General features: G+C 61.4%; 17 protein-coding genes. 10 read left to right on the top strand and 7 right to left on the bottom strand.

Annotation, left to right across the window (positions count from 1 at the left end; all coding sequences use genetic code 11):
* Positions 1-103 precede the first annotated feature (103 nt).
* The 8 genes from LA321_RS06610 to mnmE all read left to right on the top strand — a co-directional run bounded on the left by LA321_RS06610 (position 104) and on the right by mnmE (position 6,369).
* Complete coding sequence (locus LA321_RS06610; protein WP_026456356.1) at positions 104-862, top strand: amino acid ABC transporter substrate-binding protein; 759 nt, start codon at positions 104-106, stop codon at positions 860-862.
* Positions 863-1,531, top strand: a complete 669-nt coding sequence (locus tag LA321_RS06605) for an amino acid ABC transporter permease (protein ID WP_124239400.1) — start codon at positions 863-865, stop codon at positions 1,529-1,531. It begins immediately after the preceding gene.
* A gap of 12 nt (positions 1,532-1,543) precedes the next feature.
* On the top strand, positions 1,544-2,278 hold the full coding sequence (locus LA321_RS06600; protein WP_042027057.1) for an amino acid ABC transporter ATP-binding protein: 735 nt from the start codon (positions 1,544-1,546) through the stop codon (positions 2,276-2,278).
* A 270-nt stretch (positions 2,279-2,548) separates the two neighbouring features.
* The gene (gene rpmH / locus LA321_RS06595) at positions 2,549-2,683 is read left to right on the top strand and encodes a 50S ribosomal protein L34 (RefSeq protein ID WP_005307156.1); all 135 of its coding nucleotides are present in this window, start codon (positions 2,549-2,551) and stop codon (positions 2,681-2,683) included.
* Positions 2,683-3,042, top strand: coding sequence for a ribonuclease P protein component (rnpA, locus tag LA321_RS06590; protein WP_026457269.1), 360 nt, complete (start codon positions 2,683-2,685; stop codon positions 3,040-3,042). Before rpmH ends, rnpA begins: the two co-directional genes overlap by 1 nt.
* On the top strand, positions 3,009-3,257 hold the full coding sequence (gene yidD / locus LA321_RS06585) for a membrane protein insertion efficiency factor YidD (protein WP_010672280.1): 249 nt from the start codon (positions 3,009-3,011) through the stop codon (positions 3,255-3,257). The genes rnpA and yidD overlap by 34 nt, the downstream gene beginning before the upstream one ends.
* A 5-nt stretch (positions 3,258-3,262) precedes the next feature.
* A complete protein-coding gene (gene yidC / locus LA321_RS06580; RefSeq protein ID WP_042073483.1) occupies positions 3,263-4,909 on the top strand; it encodes a membrane protein insertase YidC in 1,647 nt (548 codons plus the stop codon).
* Positions 4,910-5,007: 98 nt separating this feature from the next.
* Positions 5,008-6,369 carry a tRNA uridine-5-carboxymethylaminomethyl(34) synthesis GTPase MnmE gene (mnmE, locus tag LA321_RS06575; protein WP_042073486.1) on the top strand — a complete coding sequence of 454 codons (1,362 nt, stop codon included), beginning with the start codon at positions 5,008-5,010 and terminating at the stop codon, positions 6,367-6,369.
* A 144-nt stretch (positions 6,370-6,513) separates the two neighbouring features.
* On the opposite strand, the gene LA321_RS06570 is transcribed toward mnmE, so the two are convergent.
* A complete protein-coding gene (locus LA321_RS06570; RefSeq protein WP_224212246.1) occupies positions 6,514-7,131 on the bottom strand; it encodes a LysE family translocator in 618 nt (205 codons plus the stop codon).
* Positions 7,132-7,138: 7 nt separating this feature from the next.
* Complete coding sequence (locus LA321_RS06565) at positions 7,139-8,245, bottom strand: NADH:flavin oxidoreductase (RefSeq protein WP_042073487.1); 1,107 nt, start codon at positions 8,243-8,245, stop codon at positions 7,139-7,141.
* 115 nt (positions 8,246-8,360) lie between these two features.
* Here LA321_RS06565 and LA321_RS06560 point away from each other — a divergent pair, with 115 nt between their 5' ends.
* Complete coding sequence (locus LA321_RS06560) at positions 8,361-9,293, top strand: LysR family transcriptional regulator (protein ID WP_042073489.1); 933 nt, start codon at positions 8,361-8,363, stop codon at positions 9,291-9,293.
* A gap of 106 nt (positions 9,294-9,399) precedes the next feature.
* Here LA321_RS06560 and fhuB read toward each other — a convergent pair whose 3' ends face one another.
* The 5 genes from fhuB to LA321_RS06535 form a co-directional block, all read right to left on the bottom strand.
* Positions 9,400-11,382 carry a Fe(3+)-hydroxamate ABC transporter permease FhuB gene (fhuB, locus tag LA321_RS06555; RefSeq protein WP_042073491.1) on the bottom strand — a complete coding sequence of 661 codons (1,983 nt, stop codon included), beginning with the start codon at positions 11,380-11,382 and terminating at the stop codon, positions 9,400-9,402.
* Positions 11,379-12,272 (bottom strand): ABC transporter substrate-binding protein, encoded by an 894-nt coding sequence (locus tag LA321_RS06550; protein ID WP_042073523.1) that lies wholly within the window; start codon positions 12,270-12,272, stop codon positions 11,379-11,381. Before LA321_RS06550 ends, fhuB begins: the two co-directional genes overlap by 4 nt.
* A gap of 31 nt (positions 12,273-12,303) precedes the next feature.
* A complete protein-coding gene (locus LA321_RS06545; RefSeq protein WP_042073493.1) occupies positions 12,304-13,068 on the bottom strand; it encodes an ATP-binding cassette domain-containing protein in 765 nt (254 codons plus the stop codon).
* 46 nt (positions 13,069-13,114) lie between these two features.
* Positions 13,115-14,761: a multidrug ABC transporter permease/ATP-binding protein gene (locus tag LA321_RS06540; RefSeq protein ID WP_042073495.1), complete on the bottom strand. Its 1,647-nt coding sequence runs from the start codon at positions 14,759-14,761 to the stop codon at positions 13,115-13,117.
* Positions 14,762-14,844: 83 nt separating this feature from the next.
* Positions 14,845-16,941 carry a TonB-dependent siderophore receptor gene (locus LA321_RS06535; RefSeq protein ID WP_042073497.1) on the bottom strand — a complete coding sequence of 699 codons (2,097 nt, stop codon included), beginning with the start codon at positions 16,939-16,941 and terminating at the stop codon, positions 14,845-14,847.
* Between the two features lie 383 nt (positions 16,942-17,324).
* Here LA321_RS06535 and mioC point away from each other — a divergent pair, with 383 nt between their 5' ends.
* Positions 17,325-17,774 (top strand): FMN-binding protein MioC, encoded by a 450-nt coding sequence (gene mioC, locus LA321_RS06530; protein WP_042025374.1) that lies wholly within the window; start codon positions 17,325-17,327, stop codon positions 17,772-17,774.
* Positions 17,775-18,193: the final 419 nt, after the last annotated feature.

Below are 18,193 nucleotides of genomic sequence, written 5' to 3'. Positions count from 1 at the left end.
ATATAACAAAATGTCATTTATTTTTTAAATTTTATTCCAATAACATCAGCGCGAAACCAGTTATTCCAACTACAAATACAAGACATTCAGAGAGAGAAACCCCATGAAAACATCTATCAAGCTCATTTCCGGCGCTGCCATTCTGCTGGCCACCCTGTCCGGCCAAGCCATCGCCCAGGAAACCATCAAGGTTGGCATGTCCGGCAAATACTTCCCGTTCACCTTCGTCAAGCAGGACAAGCTGCAGGGCTTTGAAGTGGATATGTGGAACCAGATCGGCGAACGCACCGGCTACAAGGTTGAATTCGTGACTGCCAGCTTCTCCGGCCTGTTCGGCATGCTGGAAACCGGTCGTATCGACACCATTTCCAACCAGATCACCATCACCGACGAGCGCAAGGCCAAGTACAACTTCTCCCAGCCTTACGTCTATGACGGCGCCCAGATAGTGGTCCGCAAGGGCAACAGCACCATCCATGGCTTCAAGGACCTGGAAGGCAAGACGGTGGCCGTGAACCTCGGCTCCAACTTCGAAGAGCTGCTGCGCAAAAACGACCCGAACAAGAAGATCGATATCCGCACCTATGACTCCAACTTCGAGCAGGACGTCGCTCTGGGTCGTATCGATGCTTTCGTGATGGACCGCGTCTCCACCGCCCAGCTGATCAAGGAGTCCAAGCTGCCGCTGCAACAGGCTGGCGCGCCGTTCGAAACCATCGAGAACGCCCTGCCCTTCCTGAAGACTCCGGAGAAAGAGGTGGTGCTGAAGAAGGTTGACGAGGCCCTGACCGCCATGCGCAAGGATGGTTCCCTGCGTCAAATTTCCGAGAAATGGTTCGCCGCGGATATCACGACCAAATAAATGATGGATTTCGACTTCGAATACACGCTGGGGCTGTTTCCCATTCTGCTCAAATACCTGGGCACCACGATGGAAATGGCCCTGTGGGGATTCGTATTTGCACTCGTACTGTCGCTGGCCCTGGCGATAGTACGGGTCTTTCGCGTTCCCGCAATTCACTGGCTGGCGATGCTTTATATCTCGTTCTTTCGGGGTACTCCGCTGCTCGTCCAGCTGTTCCTGCTCTATTACGGGCTGCCGCAACTCTTCCCCATCTTCGTGGGGATGGATGCCTTTACTGCCGCCATCATAGGGTTGACCCTGCACTTCGCCGCCTACATGGCCGAGTCGATCCGTGCCGCCATTCTGGGGATACACAAGAGCCAGATGGAGGCCTCGCTTAGCATCGGCATGAGCCGTTACCAGGCGATGCAACGGATCATTCTGCCGCAGGCGGCCCGCATCGCGACCCCGTCGCTGATGAACTACTTCATCGACATGATCAAGAGTACCTCGCTGGCGTTTACCCTGGGGGTGGCCGAAATCATGGGCAAGGCGCAGATGGAGGCCTCCTCCTCCTTCAAGTTCTTCGAGAGCTTCATGGCGGTGGCCCTGGTCTACTGGGTAGTGGTCATCTTCTTCACCCGCTTGCAGCATCTGCTGGAAGTGCGCCTCAACCGTGCCTATTAAAGGAGGGCCACCATGATCAAGCTAACCGGCCTCGCCAAGGCATATGACGGCAACCAGGTGCTGAACAGCATCGATTTGGAGGTCAAAAAAGGGGAAATCGTCGTCATCATCGGTCCCTCGGGGACCGGCAAGTCGACCCTGCTGCGCTGCCTCAACCTGCTGGAAACCCCGGATGCGGGCCAGCTGGTCATCGACGACCTGCAACTCAACCTGGCCAGCGCCAGCGAACAGCAGGCCATCGAGCTGCGCAAGCGAGCCTCCTTCGTGTTCCAGAACTACGCCCTGTTCGCCAACAAGACGGCGCAGGACAACATTGCCGAAGGACTGATCACCGTCTGGAAGCAGCCGAAGGCGGAGGCCCGCGCCACCGCCCTCGGCATCCTGGAAGACATAGGCCTGGCCGACAAGAAGGATGCCTACCCGGCCTCCCTCTCCGGCGGCCAGCAGCAGCGAGTGGGCATAGGCCGCGCCATGGCGGCCCACTCCAAGGTCATCCTGTTTGACGAGCCCACGTCAGCCCTCGATCCCGAATGGGTCGACGAGGTGCTGGGGCTGATGAAGAAACTGGCACGCCAGCACCAGACCATGGTGGTGGTCACCCATGAGATCGAATTCGCTCGGGATGTCGCCGATCGGGTGATCTTCATGGAGGGAGGGCGGATCGTGGAGCAGGGTCCGCCAGATCAGATACTGGTCGATCCCAAGGATCCCCGTACCCGGGAGTTCCTGCGCAAAGTGCTGAAATAGCTCTCTCTTTGGCGGCCTGGCCGCCTTTTTTATTGGCGGATCCCTTGTTTAACAACGGCCAGCCAGTATAATCCGGAGCCCTTGATCCTCCGGATCCTCACACCCTGCCATGGTCCTTTCAAGACCGGAACAGGATGGAAGGGAACGGCGGATTGACTAAAAGCCGAACTCTGTTTAGAATTCGGCCTCTTTTGCTAGTCGTCACACGCTATAGCTGGCGCGTCGGCTAAGTGTGACAATCAAAACTGTACAGTAATACGGAATCGAATCATGAAACGTACTTTTCAACCGTCCAACCTGAAGCGCAAGCGCTCTCACGGTTTCCGCGCCCGCATGGCTACTGCCAACGGTCGTAAAGTTCTGGCCGCTCGTCGTGCCAAGGGTCGTGCTCGTCTGGTAGTTTAATGCCTACCCAGCACACCTTCTCTCGGGAGTTACGTCTGTTAACTCCCGAACACTTCAAACGCGTATTCGCCGAGCCTGTCCGGGCCGCTTCCCCGCAAATTACGCTTCTCGCCTGCCCCAATTCACTCGAACACCCACGTCTTGGTCTCGCCGTGCCCAAAAAAGCACTCAAGCGTGCCGTCTGGCGTAACCGTGTCAAACGTGTGGTTCGGGAAAGTTTCCGCCTCAAACAGCATCAGCTGCCCGCTATCGACATCGTGGTGATCGCCAAGGCCGGTGTGAAAGAGATGGATAACGAGGAACTGTTCAAGTTACTGGAAAAGCTATGGCGCACTCTGTCACGCCGTTGCAATGGGTAGCTATCAAACTGATACGCCTGTATCAGCTAATCATTAGTCCCCTGCTGGGGCCGCGCTGCCGTTTTACCCCGACTTGTTCCCAATTTGCGATAGAAGCAATCCGACTTCACGGTTTCATAAAAGGCGTTTGGTTAGCTAGCAAACGTCTATTAAAATGCCATCCCTTATCCGAGGGTGGTTATGACCCGGTTCCGCAACCAAAGCGAAGAAACTGAAGACTATGGAATCACAACGCAATCTACTCCTGATCGGTTTGCTGTTCGTGAGCTTTTTGCTCTGGCAACAGTGGGAGTCCGACAAGGCTCCGAAGCCGGCCCCGACAACCGTGGCCCAAACCGAACAATTCGTACCTGAAGCCGGTCAGTCCGGTGATATTCCTCAGGTTTCCGAGCAAGCCAATGCGAGCGCCGCACGCAAGCTGATCACCGTCTCCTCCGACGTGCTCAAGCTGACCCTGGATACCCAGGGTGGTGACATCGTCTCTGCCGAACTGCTGGCCCACAAGCTGGAAGAGGGCAAGGACAAGCCGTTCGTGCTGCTGACCAGCCAGCCTGACCACATCTATGTCGCCCAGAGCGGCCTGGTTGGTCGCAATGGCCCTGACAGCCAGGCCGAAGGTCGTCCCACCTATGAAGCCGCCCAGACCAGCTACCAGCTGGCCGACGGTCAGGATCAAGTCGTGGTTCCCATGACCTGGACCGACAGCAAGGGTGTAGTCTTCACCAAGGAATTCGTGCTCAAGCGCGGTGACTACGCCGTTGGCGTCGATTACAAGATCGACAACAAGTCTGCCGAGCCGGTCCAGGTACAGTTCTATGGTCAGCTGAAGCAGACCATTGCAACGCCGAAGGATCAGGAAGGTCATGCCATGGTGGCCAGCGCCTACCGTGGTGGCGCCTTCTCCAGCGAAGACACCCGCTACAAGAAGTACACCTTCGACGAGATGAAGGATGCCGACCTGAGCAAGACCACCCAGGGTGGTTGGGTCGCCATGCTGCAACACTACTTCGTCTCTGCCTGGGCGCCGAATGCCAACGACACCAACAGCTTCTACAGCCGCGTGATCCCGGGCAAAGCCCAGGCCATCATCGGTTACAAGGCGCCGCAGGTTGACGTGGCCGCCGGTCAGCAGGTCGAACTGACCAGCAAGCTGTGGGTCGGTCCCAAGCTGCAAGACCAGATGGCCAAGGTAGCCAACCACCTCGACCTGACCGTCGACTACGGCTGGCTCTGGTTCATCGCCCAACCGCTGCACTGGCTGCTGACCGTGTTCCACGGTTTTGTCCAGAACTGGGGTGTGGCCATCATCATGCTGACCCTGCTGGTGCGCGGCATCATGTTCCCGCTGACCAAGGCCCAGTACACCTCCATGGCCAAGATGCGTATGCTGCAGCCCAAGATTGCTGCCCTGCGCGAGCGCTTCGGCGACGATCGTCAGAAGATGTCTCAGGGCATGATGGAGCTGTACAAGAAGGAGAAGGTCAACCCGCTGGGTGGCTGTCTGCCGATCCTGGTCCAGATGCCGATCTTCATCGCCCTGTACTGGGCACTGATGGAATCCGTTGAGCTGCGTCACGCGCCGTTCGCCCTGTGGATCACCGACCTGTCAGTGAAGGACCCCTTCTTCGTGCTGCCAATCCTCATGGGTACCTCCATGTGGTATCTGCAGAAGATGAGCCCGACCACCATTACCGACCCGATGCAGCAGAAAGTGATGCAGTTCATGCCGATCATCTTCACTTTCATGTTCCTCTGGTTCCCGGCAGGTCTGACCCTGTACTGGCTGGTGAGCAACGTCATCTCCATCATCCAGCAGACCATCATCTACCGTCAGCTGGAGAAGAAAGGCCTGCACTCACGCAACTGATGCGCAGCCAATCTTCCTGTGATGACAAAAGAGGCGGCCTTCGGGCCGCCTTTTTTATTACAATGTCCACCAATTACCGAACAAACGAGCCAAGCAAGATGACTACAGATACGATCGTGGCCCAGGCCACCGCCCCCGGCCGTGGCGGCGTCGGCATAGTCCGGGTCTCCGGTCCCGCCGCCGAACAGGTGGCCGAGATAGTACTCGGCAAACGCCCGCGAGTGCGTTACGCCGAATATCTGCCGTTCAGGGATGAGCAAGGCGAAGTGCTGGATCAGGGCATCGCCCTGCTGTTCAAGGCCCCCAACAGCTTCACCGGTGAAGACGTGCTGGAGCTGCAGGGCCACGGCGGCCCGGTCATCATGGACATGCTGGTGCGCCGCATCCTGCAGATCAAAGGGCTGCGCCCTGCCCGCCCCGGCGAGTTCAGCGAGCGCGCCTTCATGAATGACAAGCTGGATCTGGCCCAGGCCGAAGCCATCGCCGACCTCATCGAAGCCTCCAGCGAGCAGGCCGCCCGCAGTGCCATGCACTCCCTGCAGGGACAGTTCTCCAGCAAAATCCAGCAGCTGGTGGAGAGCCTGATCCGCCTGCGCATCTATGTGGAAGCGGCCATCGACTTCCCGGATGAAGAGATCGATTTTCTCTCCGACGGCAAGGTGGCGGGGGATCTCTACGCCATCATGGCGGATCTGAACGCCGTGCGCGGTGAAGCCAGGCAGGGCGCCCTGCTGCGGGAAGGGATGAAGGTGGTAATCGCCGGTCGTCCCAACGCCGGCAAGTCGAGCTTGCTCAATGCCCTGGCCGGACGCGAGTCCGCCATCGTCACCGAGATCGCCGGTACCACCCGCGATGTGCTGCGCGAGCACATCCACCTGGATGGCATGCCGCTGCACATCATCGACACCGCCGGCCTGCGCGACACCCAGGACAAGGTGGAGCAAATCGGCATTGAGCGCGCCTGGGCCGAGATCGAGCAGGCCGACCGGGTGCTCTTCATGGTGGATGGCACGACGACAGATGCGGTGGACCCGCGGGAAATCTGGCCGGAATTTGTTGATCGGTTGCCAAAAAACATCGGCCTCACCGTTATTCGCAACAAGGCCGACCTGACCGGTGAAGATCTGGCGCCGAGCGAGGAGCTGGGCCACGCCGTCTATCGCATCTCCGCCAAGACCGAGCTGGGGCTGCCCGCCCTGCGCGAGCACCTGAAAGCCTGCATGGGCTTTCAGGGCAATACCGAAGGGGGCTTCATGGCCCGCCGCCGCCATCTGGACGCGCTGGAGCGGGCCGCCGAGCGGCTGCTGGTGGCCAAGGAGCAGCTGGAGGTATTCGTCGCCGGCGAGCTGGTGGCCGAAGAGCTGCGTCTGGCGCAGGAGTCCCTCTCCGAGATCACCGGCGAGTTCAGCTCAGACGATCTGCTGGGCCGGATCTTCTCCAGCTTCTGCATCGGCAAATAAGGCCGAACTACAACACCGGGAGCCAGCAAGAAACAGATGCCGTTTGACGGCATCCCCATCTTCTCGCGGCTCCTGACGCCTCCTGATAACCCCGTCCGCCATGGTTTGAACACCATGGCGGACAGGGCTCCCCCTCGATTGATATCAACCACCGACTAGCCAGTAGAAAGCGACCCCCATCATCAGCAGAGAGGAAACTCGCCCCAGCAGATCCCCGCGCCCCTGCCCCTGTAACAGCCGATTCGCCCGCTGCCCGCCGTAGGCGTAGAGCAGCAGGTTGACGCACTCGATCAGGATGACCAGGGCGACGAACAGCAGGGTCTGCAGCTCGGTTGAGAGCGCCGGGCTGATGAAGGGAGGCAGCAGGGTCATCATGAAGAGCCAGGACTTGGGGTTGGAGATGGCGACGGTAAAGCCGCGCAGCACCAGCCCAAGGCGGCCGCTGTCCTCCTGGCGGGTCGCCCCCGCCTGCCCGCCGCCACGCCAGCTCGCCACCCCCATCCAGAGCAGATAGAGGGCGCCGAGGTATTTAAAGCCCTGCATCAGGGCCGGCTGCTCGGCCAGTACCCGGGCGTAGCCGAGCAAGGCGGTGAGGGCGATCAGCCCCACCCCGGCCAGCTCGCCGCCGATGACCCACAAGGTGCGGCGCAGCCCCAGGCTGGCGCCAAAGCTCATGGCCAGCATCATGCAAAGGCCCGGGGAGACCGAGATGAGAAAGAAGGTCGGGATAAACATCAGCAGCAGGGTCCACTCGCTCATCATGACCCCCTCAGGCCGCATCACGGGGGGCCAGCACCCCCATGCCGGCCAAATAGTCGAGGGCCCTTGGGGTGAAGCCGATCTCCGTGAGGAGCGCCGCCGTGAAGGGGGCGCGCTGCAGCGGCAGGCCGCGGCTCACCCGTTCCATCCAGTCCGGATTGCCGATAGCCGCCGTGCCCACCGCCACCAGGTCGGCGCCGCCGGCCAGAGCCAGCTTGGCCGAATCTGCGTCGCTAATCTTGCCCGCCACCATGAGCGGCACCCGCCCGGCCAACCCGCCCCGCACCGCCTCCAGCAGGGCACCGCCATCGGGATCCCCCGCCACCGCCTTGAAGCTGTCCCCCATGGAGAAGTGCAGGTAGTCGATCCCTTCGTCCGCCAGCAGGCGCGCCACCGCCAGCTGATGGGGCAGTTCGATGCCCTGAATATGGGCATAGCTCTCGGGGGAGAGGCGCACCCCGATCAGAAAGCTCCGGGGCAGGCGGGCGCGGATGCCGCGCACTATCTCCACCAGGATCCGCGCCCGGTTGGCGATGCTGCCACCCCAGCGGTCGGTACGCCGGTTGTGCAGGGGGTTGAGGAAGTTGCAGAGCAGGAAGTTGTGGGCGGCGTGCAGCTCGACCCCGTGCAGGCCGGCGCCATGGGCCCGCTCGGCGGCGCGCACGAAGGCTTCCATGAGCGTAAGAATTCCCTCCTCTGTCAGCCCCTTGACCCCGAGCGGGTAGCGCCCGCCCGGTGCCAGCGCGCACGGTCCGACCGGCGCCCCGTCGTTCAGTTCGGGCAGGGCCCGCATCCCGCCGTGATGCAGCTGCACCACCGCCAGCGCCCCGACCTGCCGCGCACTGTCGGCCAGGGCCGTGAAGGCCTGCTGCTGGGTGTCGGTCATCAGGGCCGGCTGCCCCGCCCAGCAGCGCCCACCAGGCAGCACCTGAGTGGCGGCGGCGATGAGCAGGCCGAAGCCGCCACGGGCGCAGCGCGCCAGCCAGTCGAGCTCGGCCTGAGCGGGATCGCCGTCGGCGCCGCTCATGTTGTGGGTCAAAGGGGCCAGCACGGCCCGGTTCTTGAGCCGCAATCCGGCCCGTTCGAAGTGGAAGCTGTCGCCAAGTGCCTTGTTCATCACCCTCTCCCGGGATCGCAATGGAATGTCGCCACTATAAACCCGGGCACTCAGGATATAATCAGGCGTACAAGCAAGGCATTCATTCCCAGCAAGACACAATAGGCCGTCACACATGAGTCACCACAAGCTCGACACCCTCTACCTGATGCGCCTGCTGGTCGCCATCGTCCGCTGCGGATCCTTCGCCGCGGCGGCGGCCCACCTCGGCATCACCCCGAGCAAGGCGTCAAAGGATCTGCGCCACCTGGAGCAGAGCCTCGGCAACACGCTCCTGAGCCGCACCACCCGCCGGGTGCAGCTGACCGACGCGGGGGAGCTCGCCTACCGCCAGGCTGACCAGATGATCGCCCTGCACGAGCAGTTGCTGGACGGCCTGCAGCGCCGCCGCTCGACACTGTGCGGGGAGCTGCGCATCACGGCGCCGGATCTGTGGGGCGAGGTGGTGCTGACCCCTGTGCTGCTGCGCTTTCGCGCCGACCACCCCGAGGTGCGGATCATCGCCGATTTCAGCAATACCCCGGCCGACCAGCTGCGCGACAACCTGCACGTGGCGTTTCGCAGCACCGAGCTCGGCACCCAGCCTTACCTGGCGCGCCCCATCGCGGTGGACGATCTGGTGCTCTGCGCCAGCGCCGACTACCTCGACCGCCACCCGCCCTTGAACGGGCCGCAGGATCTGCAGCAACACCCCCTCATCACCCGCTGCCAGGAGTACAGCCGTCACGAGCGCTGGACCCTGCTTGCCCAGGGGCGCGAGATCCCGCTGGAAGTGGCGGGCGAGCTGGCCTTCAGCAGCAAGAAGGCGATCCACCAGGCGATGCGCCAGGGGCTGGGGATCGCCCGCCTGCCGCGCTACCTGGTGGCGGCCGAGCTGGCCGAGGGGGTGGTGCGCGAGGTTCTGCCTGACTACCGTCCCAAGGGGGCCGGCTTCTACGCCCTCTACACCCAGCGCCGGGCCGAGTCGGCCCTGGTCGGCCACTTCCTCGACTACGTCATAGATGCGCTAGGGAAAACACAATCCGGACATCCGGACGATAACCAATAAGAAGAGGGAGGCATGATGCCTCCCTCTCCGCTTTGCCGATCACTCAGCCCCGTGATTTTTATCCCTCGCTCAACGCTCGATTTGTACTCATTTTTCAAACAACAGGCTAGATCCTGCGCAGGCACCACATGAAGTAAGCACCTCCTAACAGGGTGGAGACCAGTCCCACCGGCACATCCTGCGGAAACAGGATCTGCTGGCCGATCCAGTCGGCCGATACCATCAGGAGAGCACCGGATCCGGCGGCGCCGAGCAGGTGCCAGCGCGCCCGCACCAGCCCCATCAGCTTGGCCATGTGCGGTGCCAGCAAACCGACGAAGGAGAGCGGCCCCACCACCAGAGTGGCACTGGCGGTGAGCATGGCCACCAGCAGCAGGATGACAAGCTGGGCCAAGCTCAGGCGAATGCCGAGCGCGGTGGCTACCGCCGCCCCCATCGGCATCAGATCGAGCCAGCAACTGATCAGCAGGCAGGCCGCCAGCATCAGGAGCGCCAAGCCCACCAGCGCGGATGCTACCGGCAGGGTGACGTAGTAGGTGGAACCGGACATCCAGGAGAGCAGCTGCTGTACTCGCAGGTCGCCGTTGGCGAGCGCGATGGCCTGCAGCGGCTCGAACAGCGCCGTGATGGCGATACCGGAGAGCAGGATCCGCTCCGGCTGAAAGCCGTGTCTGCGGTTGATCGCCACCAGCAGCAACAGGCAACCGAAGGCGCCGACCAGCCCTCCTAACAGCATCATGGCCAGCGGCAAGGCGGGCAGCAGCAGCGCCGTCCCTATCACTCCCATAAAGGTGCCACCACTCACCCCCAGCAGCTCCGGGCTCGCCATGGGGTTGTTGCTGACCCGTTGCAGCAGGGTGCCCGCCAGCGCCAACAGCACGCCGGCCGCAGCGGCCGCCAGGGTACGCGGCAGTCGCCACTCCAGCTGGGCCTGCCATCTGAGCCAGCTTGGCCAGCTCCAGCCATGCATCCCCTGCCCGAACAGCAGGGAGATCAGGACGGCTGCCAGCAACCCGAGCAGCAGCAGGCCGATGAGACGAGCCGGAGCCGGGTGACGGGCCACCAGCAGGGTGGCATTTGCCTTCGGCGTGCCAGACTTGATGCCAAGGCGCGGGATCAGCCAGAGCAGCAGTGGTGCGCCCAGCAGCGCCGTCATGGCGCCGGTCGGGATCAGCACGGGCCAGAAGCGGCTCAGGGTCTGCAGCAGCAGATCGGTGGCCGTCAGCAGCAAGGCTCCCAGGACAGGCGCCCACACCAGCCGCAGGGCAAGTCGCCGAATGCCCAGCAGTCGCACCAGGGCGGGGGCCGCCAGCCCGATAAAACCGATCAGCCCCACCACGCTCACCACGCAGGCGGTGATGAAGACAGCCAACCCCAGCCCGGCGAAACGCAGATGCTGAAGGGAGACCCCCAGGCTGCGGGCACTGGCATCATCCAGCTCCAGCACCGCCAGCGGGCGCACCAGCACAGCGGCCAGCACACCGGCCACCAGCAGCCGCGGCAGCAGATAGGTGGCCCCGCTCCAGCTATTCTGGACCAGGGAGCCGCTGCCCCACACCAGCAACCCTTTCAGCTCCTCCTGGAAGAACAGCAGCAGCCCCATGCTGATGGCCGCCAGATAGAGGTTGATCACCAGACCGGCAAACACGATGACCACGGGATTGAGCTGACGGCGCCAGGCCAGGGCGAACACCAGTGCCATGGCGAGGCTGCCACCAGCCATGGCTATCCACTCCCGCCCCAGCAGCAACCAGGAGGGAGCGAACAGGGTCACCATCATCAGTGCCAGCTGGGCGCCGGAGGCGACCCCCAGGGTGGTCGGCGAGGCAAGCGGATTGCGCAGCACCTGTTGCATCAGGGTACCGGCCAACCCAAGGGCGAAGCCGGCCAGCAGGCAGATGGCAAGGCGCGGCAGCCAGCTGAAGTACACTACCGCCTGGCGGGCATCCTCCAGTTCGGGTGAGAAGAGGCTCTGCCACCAGAGTGAAGCTGGCAACTGGCGTGACAACTCCCAGCAAATCAGCGAGAGGGTCAATCCCAGCAGGATCAGGGAGGGCCGCCGCAGCGGCAACGGGAAGAGACGTGTCATCTTGGCTCTCCTCCTGCCCTGGCATCCTGCAGTAATGCCTCGCTGAGCAGGGTGGCGAAACGGCGGGCAGCGATGACGCCACCAAAACTCCAGACGGCGGGCAGATGCAGCACGGGCGCCTGCTTGACCAGTGGCAGGTGCTGCCACAATCCGGGCTCCTGCAGCCGCTCGTTCACCCCGACGGGAATGGGGTCGACCACCACCAGCCGCGCCTCGGGGAAGGCCAGAAACTGCTCGATGCTGGCCACCGAAAAGCCCCAGGCATTGGTCTGCCCGGTCCAGGCATTGCGCAGCCCGAGCCGTTGAATCACAGCCTCGAACAGGCTGTCGCGACCAAATACCCGCACATGACGCTCGTCGATGAACTGCACCACCAGCAGAGGGGGAATATCAGCGGGCAGAGTGGCTTTCATCTGCGCCAGATCCGAATCCAGCGAGGTCAGCTGCTCCCTTGCCTCGGCGGTTTTGTTTACCAGTCCGGCCACGGTCAGGGTCGCCTCGTGCAGCCGCTGCCACAGATCGCTGCCGGGTTCATAGAGGGCGATGGACTGCACGGGGGCGATGCGGGACAAGGTGGCGGTCAAAGGCTCCGCCAGTGGAGATATCAGGATGCGATCGGGTTTCAGCTCGGCCAGCAGTTCGCGGTTGGGTTCGGCCCGCAGGCCTATGTCTACCACTTCAGCGGGCAGCCTGGGTTCGCCGACCCAGGCATGGTAGGAACCGACATCCCCCACTGCCAGCGGTGTCACCCCCAGCGCCAGCAGGGTTTCGGCTATGGTCCAGTCGACGGTAGCGATACGGGGCGTCCCGCTGCCGACCTCTGTGGCAACGGCTTGCGGTTCGGCCAGCGTCGCAAACGGCAGCAGCAGGCTGACGAGGCAGGGAGCCATCTTCAACAAACGATTCAAGAGAGGCCCCCTGTTAGACGATGGCAATGGCGTGGTCATGGGCCGGGTGGCGAATGACCTCCATCGGGATGCCATAGATGGCGTGCAGGGTCTCGCGGGTCATGATCTGCCCGGGCTCGCCGTGGGTCAGCAGGCGGCCTGAGTGCAGCGCCACCAGCCGATCGCAGAAACGGGAGGCCATGTTGATGTCATGAATGACGATGATGACCCCGATATTGAGCTGACGACTGAGCTGCTTGACCAGGGTCAGCACCTCCACCTGGTGAGCGACATCCAGCGCTGCCAGCGGCTCGTCCAGCAGGATGAAGCGACTCTCCTGGGCCAGCAGCATGGCCAGCCAGACCCGCCCCCGTTCGCCACCGGATAGGGTGTCCACCAGTCTATCGGCAAAGCGTTCGGTATGGGTGAGGGCGATGGCCCTGTCCACCTGGCGACGATCTTCCTCTCCCATGCGGCCCAGCAGGCCGCGCCAGGGGTAGCGCCCCATCTCCACCAGCTCACGCCCGAGCAGGTTCTCGGCGCTCGGCAGATGCTGGGGCAGATAGGCCACCTGGCGGGCAAAATCCCGATTGCCCCATGCCTGCAACGGCTTGTCATCGAACCGGATCTCGCCACCACTGAGCGGCTGCTGGCGGGCCAGCAGCTTGAGCAGGGTGGATTTGCCCGAACCATTGTGACCGATGAGGCCATAGACCTGCCCCTGCTCGAAGCGCAGATCGGTGGGGTGCAGCAGCGTGCGGTCATTGACCGCAAAGCTGGCTGATTTCATCTCAAACATAAGCTTTACCTGTGCTGGCCAAAGGCCAGTCTCATCGCTGCCGGCATCAGGCCGGCACCTCGCAATCCAGATGGGCGACCGCATCCCGGCTCGCCTGCTCGCGCCATTCACCGGTCAGTTCGGTGAGCCGGCCCTGACGCATCTCCAGCAGGCGATCCGCCAGGGAGAAGTAGTGATCGTCGTGGCTGATGGCGATCACCGTCTTGCCCATCTCCTTCAGTCGTGGCAACAGCACCTGATAGAAGATGCGACGGAACTGGGGATCCTGATCCGCTGCCCACTCGTCAAACAGCATCACTTCGCGCTGCTCCGCCAGTGCCAGCAACAGGGCAACCCGCTTGCGTTGACCCTGGGAGAGGTCGATATCGGTGATGAAGTCCTCCTCGATGGCAAGCTTGCTGCCCATCTGCAACCGTTCCAGCCACTCGGCGATCAGCGCGTCCTTCGGTTCCGGCCCCAGCAGGTGCTGGAACAGGTGATAGTCGGTGAAGATGGCGGAGAAGAGCGCCAGATAGGCGTTGCGATCGGTGACCGGCTCGCCATCCAGCAGGATCCGGCCAGAAACAGGCTGATAGAGGCCGGTCAGCAACATGGCCAGGGTCGATTTGCCGGAGCCGTTGCCGCCTATGATGAAGATCTGCTCCCCCTTCTCGATGGTGAGATCGATGGGGCCCACGGCAAAGCCGCCCTCCCCCTGATAGTGAAAGCTCACCTGCTCCAGCTCGATGCGCCGCCAGGCGCGGGGGGCAGGCGGCAGCGGGAAATCGGGTTCCGGCTCAGCCAGCGCCAGAGCGGCAATCTTGTCGAATGCCACCTGGGCGGCAAGCAGGGTCGGCAGCGCACCAATCCCCTGCAGCAACGGCGTGCGCAGGAACAACAGGGTCAGGGCAAAGGTGGCGGCCACATTGGTGTTGGCCCAGCCCAGGCCGTTGGCCAGGAAGAAGACCAGGCCGATGGCTCCCAGCATCATGATATTCGACCAGTTCACCGCGCTCAGGTGATAGGTGTCGGCGCGGATGATCTGCTGGCGGTAATCCTGCGCATTCTGCAGATAAAGCTGGTGGTAGACGAAGTGGGCCCGTTCACGGTTGAGCGCCAGCTCCTTGCTGCCGGCGATGATCGCCTGATAGTTCTGATAGAGCCGATCCTCGGCCTGACGCATGCGGGAGAGGTGGCGATAGACCCGGTTGACCAGCAGCCAACCCACCACCATGGTGACGGTGACCCAGAGGGTGGTGACGCCGAGCAGGGCCGGCGACAGCCAGCCCAGGTAAATGGCCGATCCCAGGGTGAGCACCAGCCCCTGCACCAGCTCCGGCAGGCGCACGAAGGCGATGGTGATCTGGCCGATGTCGCTGGAGAGAGAGGCGAGTAATGGCCCCTGCCCTATCTGACGGATGCGGCCAACATCGGTATCCAGCAACTGCTTGAGCAGACGGCCGCGCAGCCGGTAGACAAAATGATGACCAAGGGTGGTCAGGGCCAGCTGGGAGCCGAGGGTGATCACCAGCAGCAACAGAATAAGGCCAATCAGCTGGCCGAGCACTGGTAGCGGCTCGCCAACTGATTCGATAAGAGATTGATTGATAAAGGCTATCACGCCAATTCCGCTGACGGCACTGAGCAGGCTGAGCAGAACAATGGCGAGAAAGGGCCAACGGTATTGGCGGTAAACCAGAGACAAGAGTTCCATAAAGGACCGCTATTTCAGGGGAATGCTCAAAACAAGATGCCGGGAAAAACAGGGCGGGAGCCTCGGCCCCCGCCCTGCCTTCATTACCAGCGGTAGTTGATGCTGCCCACTACGCTGCGCGGTTCGCCGTAGTAGCAGTAGTAGTCACAGCTGGCCACATAGGTTTCACCCAGCAGGTTGTTGACGTTGATCTGGGCTCGCCAGTTCTTGGCAAAGTCATACCCGATCATCGCATCCCACACGGTATGGGCCGGCACCTCGGCAGAGCCATAGATGGGGTTGTAGCCGGCATCCACGGCACCGATACCGACGCTGGAACCGACGTAACGCACGCCAGTACCCAGCTCGAGACCCGATGCCACACCCTGCTGCACCTTGTAGTTACCCCAGAAGGAGGCCATGTGGCGCGGGATCAGGCTGGCACGACGCTCGCCGTTGCCGGTGTCGTTGGTCTTGGCATCGGTATAGGTGTAGGCGGCGGTCAGACGCAGCGCGTCTGTTGCCTGTATGCTTCCCTCCAACTCGACGCCACGGGAGGTAACTTCACCCGCCTGGGTTTGCTGGCCGGATCCTGTAGAGACGAGCGAGTTGGTCTGCGCCAGATCGAACAGAGCCAGGTTGATGTAACCGTAGAGGAAGGCAGGCGCATACTTGATACCAGTTTCGTAGAGCTTGCCCTCGAGCGGCTTGTAGGAGCTTCTGGTATTGGGATCGATCCCCGGCAACACCTCGAACGACTCGGCATAGGCAAAGTAGGGAGAGAGGCCGTTGTCGGCCAGATACATCAGGCTGCCGGAGAGGGAGAGCTCGTGGTCATACTGCTTCTCGTTCTTGGTCGCGTTGGTGTTGTGGGTCTCCACATAGTCGAAACGGCCACCGGCGGTCAGCAACCAGCGATCATCCCAGCGGATCTGGTGCTGGGCATAAAAGCCGCTCTGGCCCTTGGTGCTCTTCTGGTGGGTGGCGGTAGACTCGTCAAACCCGGGGAAGCCGCTGTAATCAGGGTGGAAGGTGTTGATGGATCCCATGCCGTAGTAGTCGGCCTCTACCCCTTCGTTGACATGGCGCTGCAGATCCCCCCCCAGCAGCAGGGTCTGCTCGGTACGATCCGTGTTCCAGTAGCCCACCATCTGGTTGTCCATGGTGGCGCTCTTGGTATCGCCATCGCGGTAAACCAGGCCACGGTAGGCAGTGGTACCTTCATAGGTCGGGAAGATATAGGTCTGGCGCAGCAGCAGATCGTTGTAGTTGAAGCGGACGTTCTGCTTGAACTCCCAGGTCTGGTTGAGCTGGTGGGCCAGCTCGTAGCCGGCGGAGATCTGGGTGTTGCGGTTGCGATCGTAATCCGGCTGACTCAGGTTGGTAGCGGGATCGATCTGGCCACCCGAGGTATTGAGGGTACCGTAGACCGGGAAGAAGCCGTTGGTGGGTATCCCTTCGTCGTGCTTGAAGCTGGCCAGCAGGGTCAGGCTGGTGCGATCCGAGATATCCAGGGTGACGCTCGGCGCCAGATAGACGCGATCGTTGTAACTGCCGTTCAGCACGCCGTCCCGTTCGCTATAGAGGGCGACCATGCGATAGCGGCTGTTGTCGGTCAGCGTATCGGAGACATCCACCCCGATTTGTCGGTGATCCCGGTTGCCCAGCTGAAGATCCACCTGCCCCTGGGGAGTAGCAGTCGGTCGCTTGCTGATGGCATTGATCACCCCGCCGGGAGGCGCCTCGCCGTAGAGGATCGAGGCCGGGCCTTTCAGCACTTCCACACTCTCCAGACCGAACGGTTCCGGCGTCCAGACATAATAACCGGTGCTGAACAGACGGTTGCCATCGAGATAAGAGGCTGCATCGAAGCCGCGCACCTTGAACCAGTCGGCATCGGTATCGGCACCATAAGACTGGGAGAGCACGCCGGAGCGATAGCGCAGCGCCTCATCCAGCTTCAGTACGGCGTGCTGGTCCAGCTCTTCACGGTTAACCACGGAGACGGCGCGAGGCGTCTCGGCCATGGGCACTTCCACCTTCATGGCGGTCCCTGTGACCACCATGGTTTCACTGGCATTGGGCAGCTCGGCGGGAGTCTGTTCGGCCATCACAGGCAGAGAGGCCAGCAGGCCGGACAGCGAGAGCATACCCAACCCTCTCTTTCTGCAGAGTCCTGTAGTGTTTTTTTGCGCAATCATATTAAGTCTCGTATATCAATGAGTTATGTTGTTTTAATTGTTATTTTTGGTCGTTTTTAGCGACATCACCCTGTTCCGTGGGTGAATAAAGCAGCGCAATCCTACTACAGGAAACAGCTCAATCGATATAGTTATTAGCAATCATTACCATCCGTATTAGCTTCTTGTGGGTGCCTTGCCAGCCGCTCTCGCCGACAGAAGGAGTCATCAGGAACGCCCCGTAAAGAGAGACATATAAGAAAGCAGAAAAGGGCCCACAGCCCCCGGATCCAGACCGCCATTCTGGGTGGATCCATTATCCCCAAGCTTTATCCATATTTATCCACACCCTTTGGCGGTAGAATCTGTCTCTTCCTTTCTTGTCTGAAATCAGGATCCATTCCATGGCCAAACTCAATATCGTCGTCGGCTCCATGCTGGGCGCCGCCGAATATGTCGCAGACCACGTCGCCAGCCTGCTGGAACAGGCGGGCCATCAGACCAGGATCCACAACCCGGCCCGACTGGCCGAGGTGCTGGGCGAACCAGAGGAGATCCTGCTGGTGGTCACCTCAACCCACGGCGCCGGTGATGTGCCTGACAACCTGCAGCCTTTCGCCAGGGATCTTGCCGAGCAGCGTCCGGATCTCGATAACCTCAGGTATGGCGTGATCGCTCTGGGTGACAGCAGTTATGACACCTTCTGCCAGGGCGGCAAGACGCTGGATCATCTGCTGAGCGAGTGCGGTGCCAGCCGGATCGGCGAGCGGCTCGACATCGATGTGACCCAGCACGAGATCCCGGAAGATGCGGCGGAAATGTGGATCCGGGAGTGGATGGCGATGATCGCCTGATCAGGAACGGGAGATCCGCAAAAAAATGCGATCTCCCGACTTATCCCCAGATCGGCTATCCACCAGGTTATTAACAGCCGGATCCGGATAAGTTGTTCTACAAGGTTACCCACAGCAACCGTCAGTTTTGTGAATAACTACAGGTTTAACCTCTGTAAAACCTATAGTTATCCTATGAATTAGATCCAGACCCACCTGGCGTTGTGCATAAATTCAAGGGTTGTCCCCGGGTTAAAAGGGGTAGGATCCAAGCTTTTCCACAGTCATGGATCGTTCTTAACTGAATGATCTTTATGATCAAAAAGTGCTTATCAACAGAAGTGGCGGATCCTAATAAAAGATCCAGTAAAAGATCGATCTAAAGATCCTTAAGATCTAATAAGCAGATCCTCCCTTCATACTGAACGTTAAGTAGACGT

It is taken from the genome of Aeromonas enteropelogenes (genome assembly GCF_020097295.1).
Classification (GTDB): domain Bacteria; phylum Pseudomonadota; class Gammaproteobacteria; order Enterobacterales; family Aeromonadaceae; genus Aeromonas; species Aeromonas enteropelogenes.
This window is presented reverse-complemented; position numbering and strand designations above follow the sequence as displayed.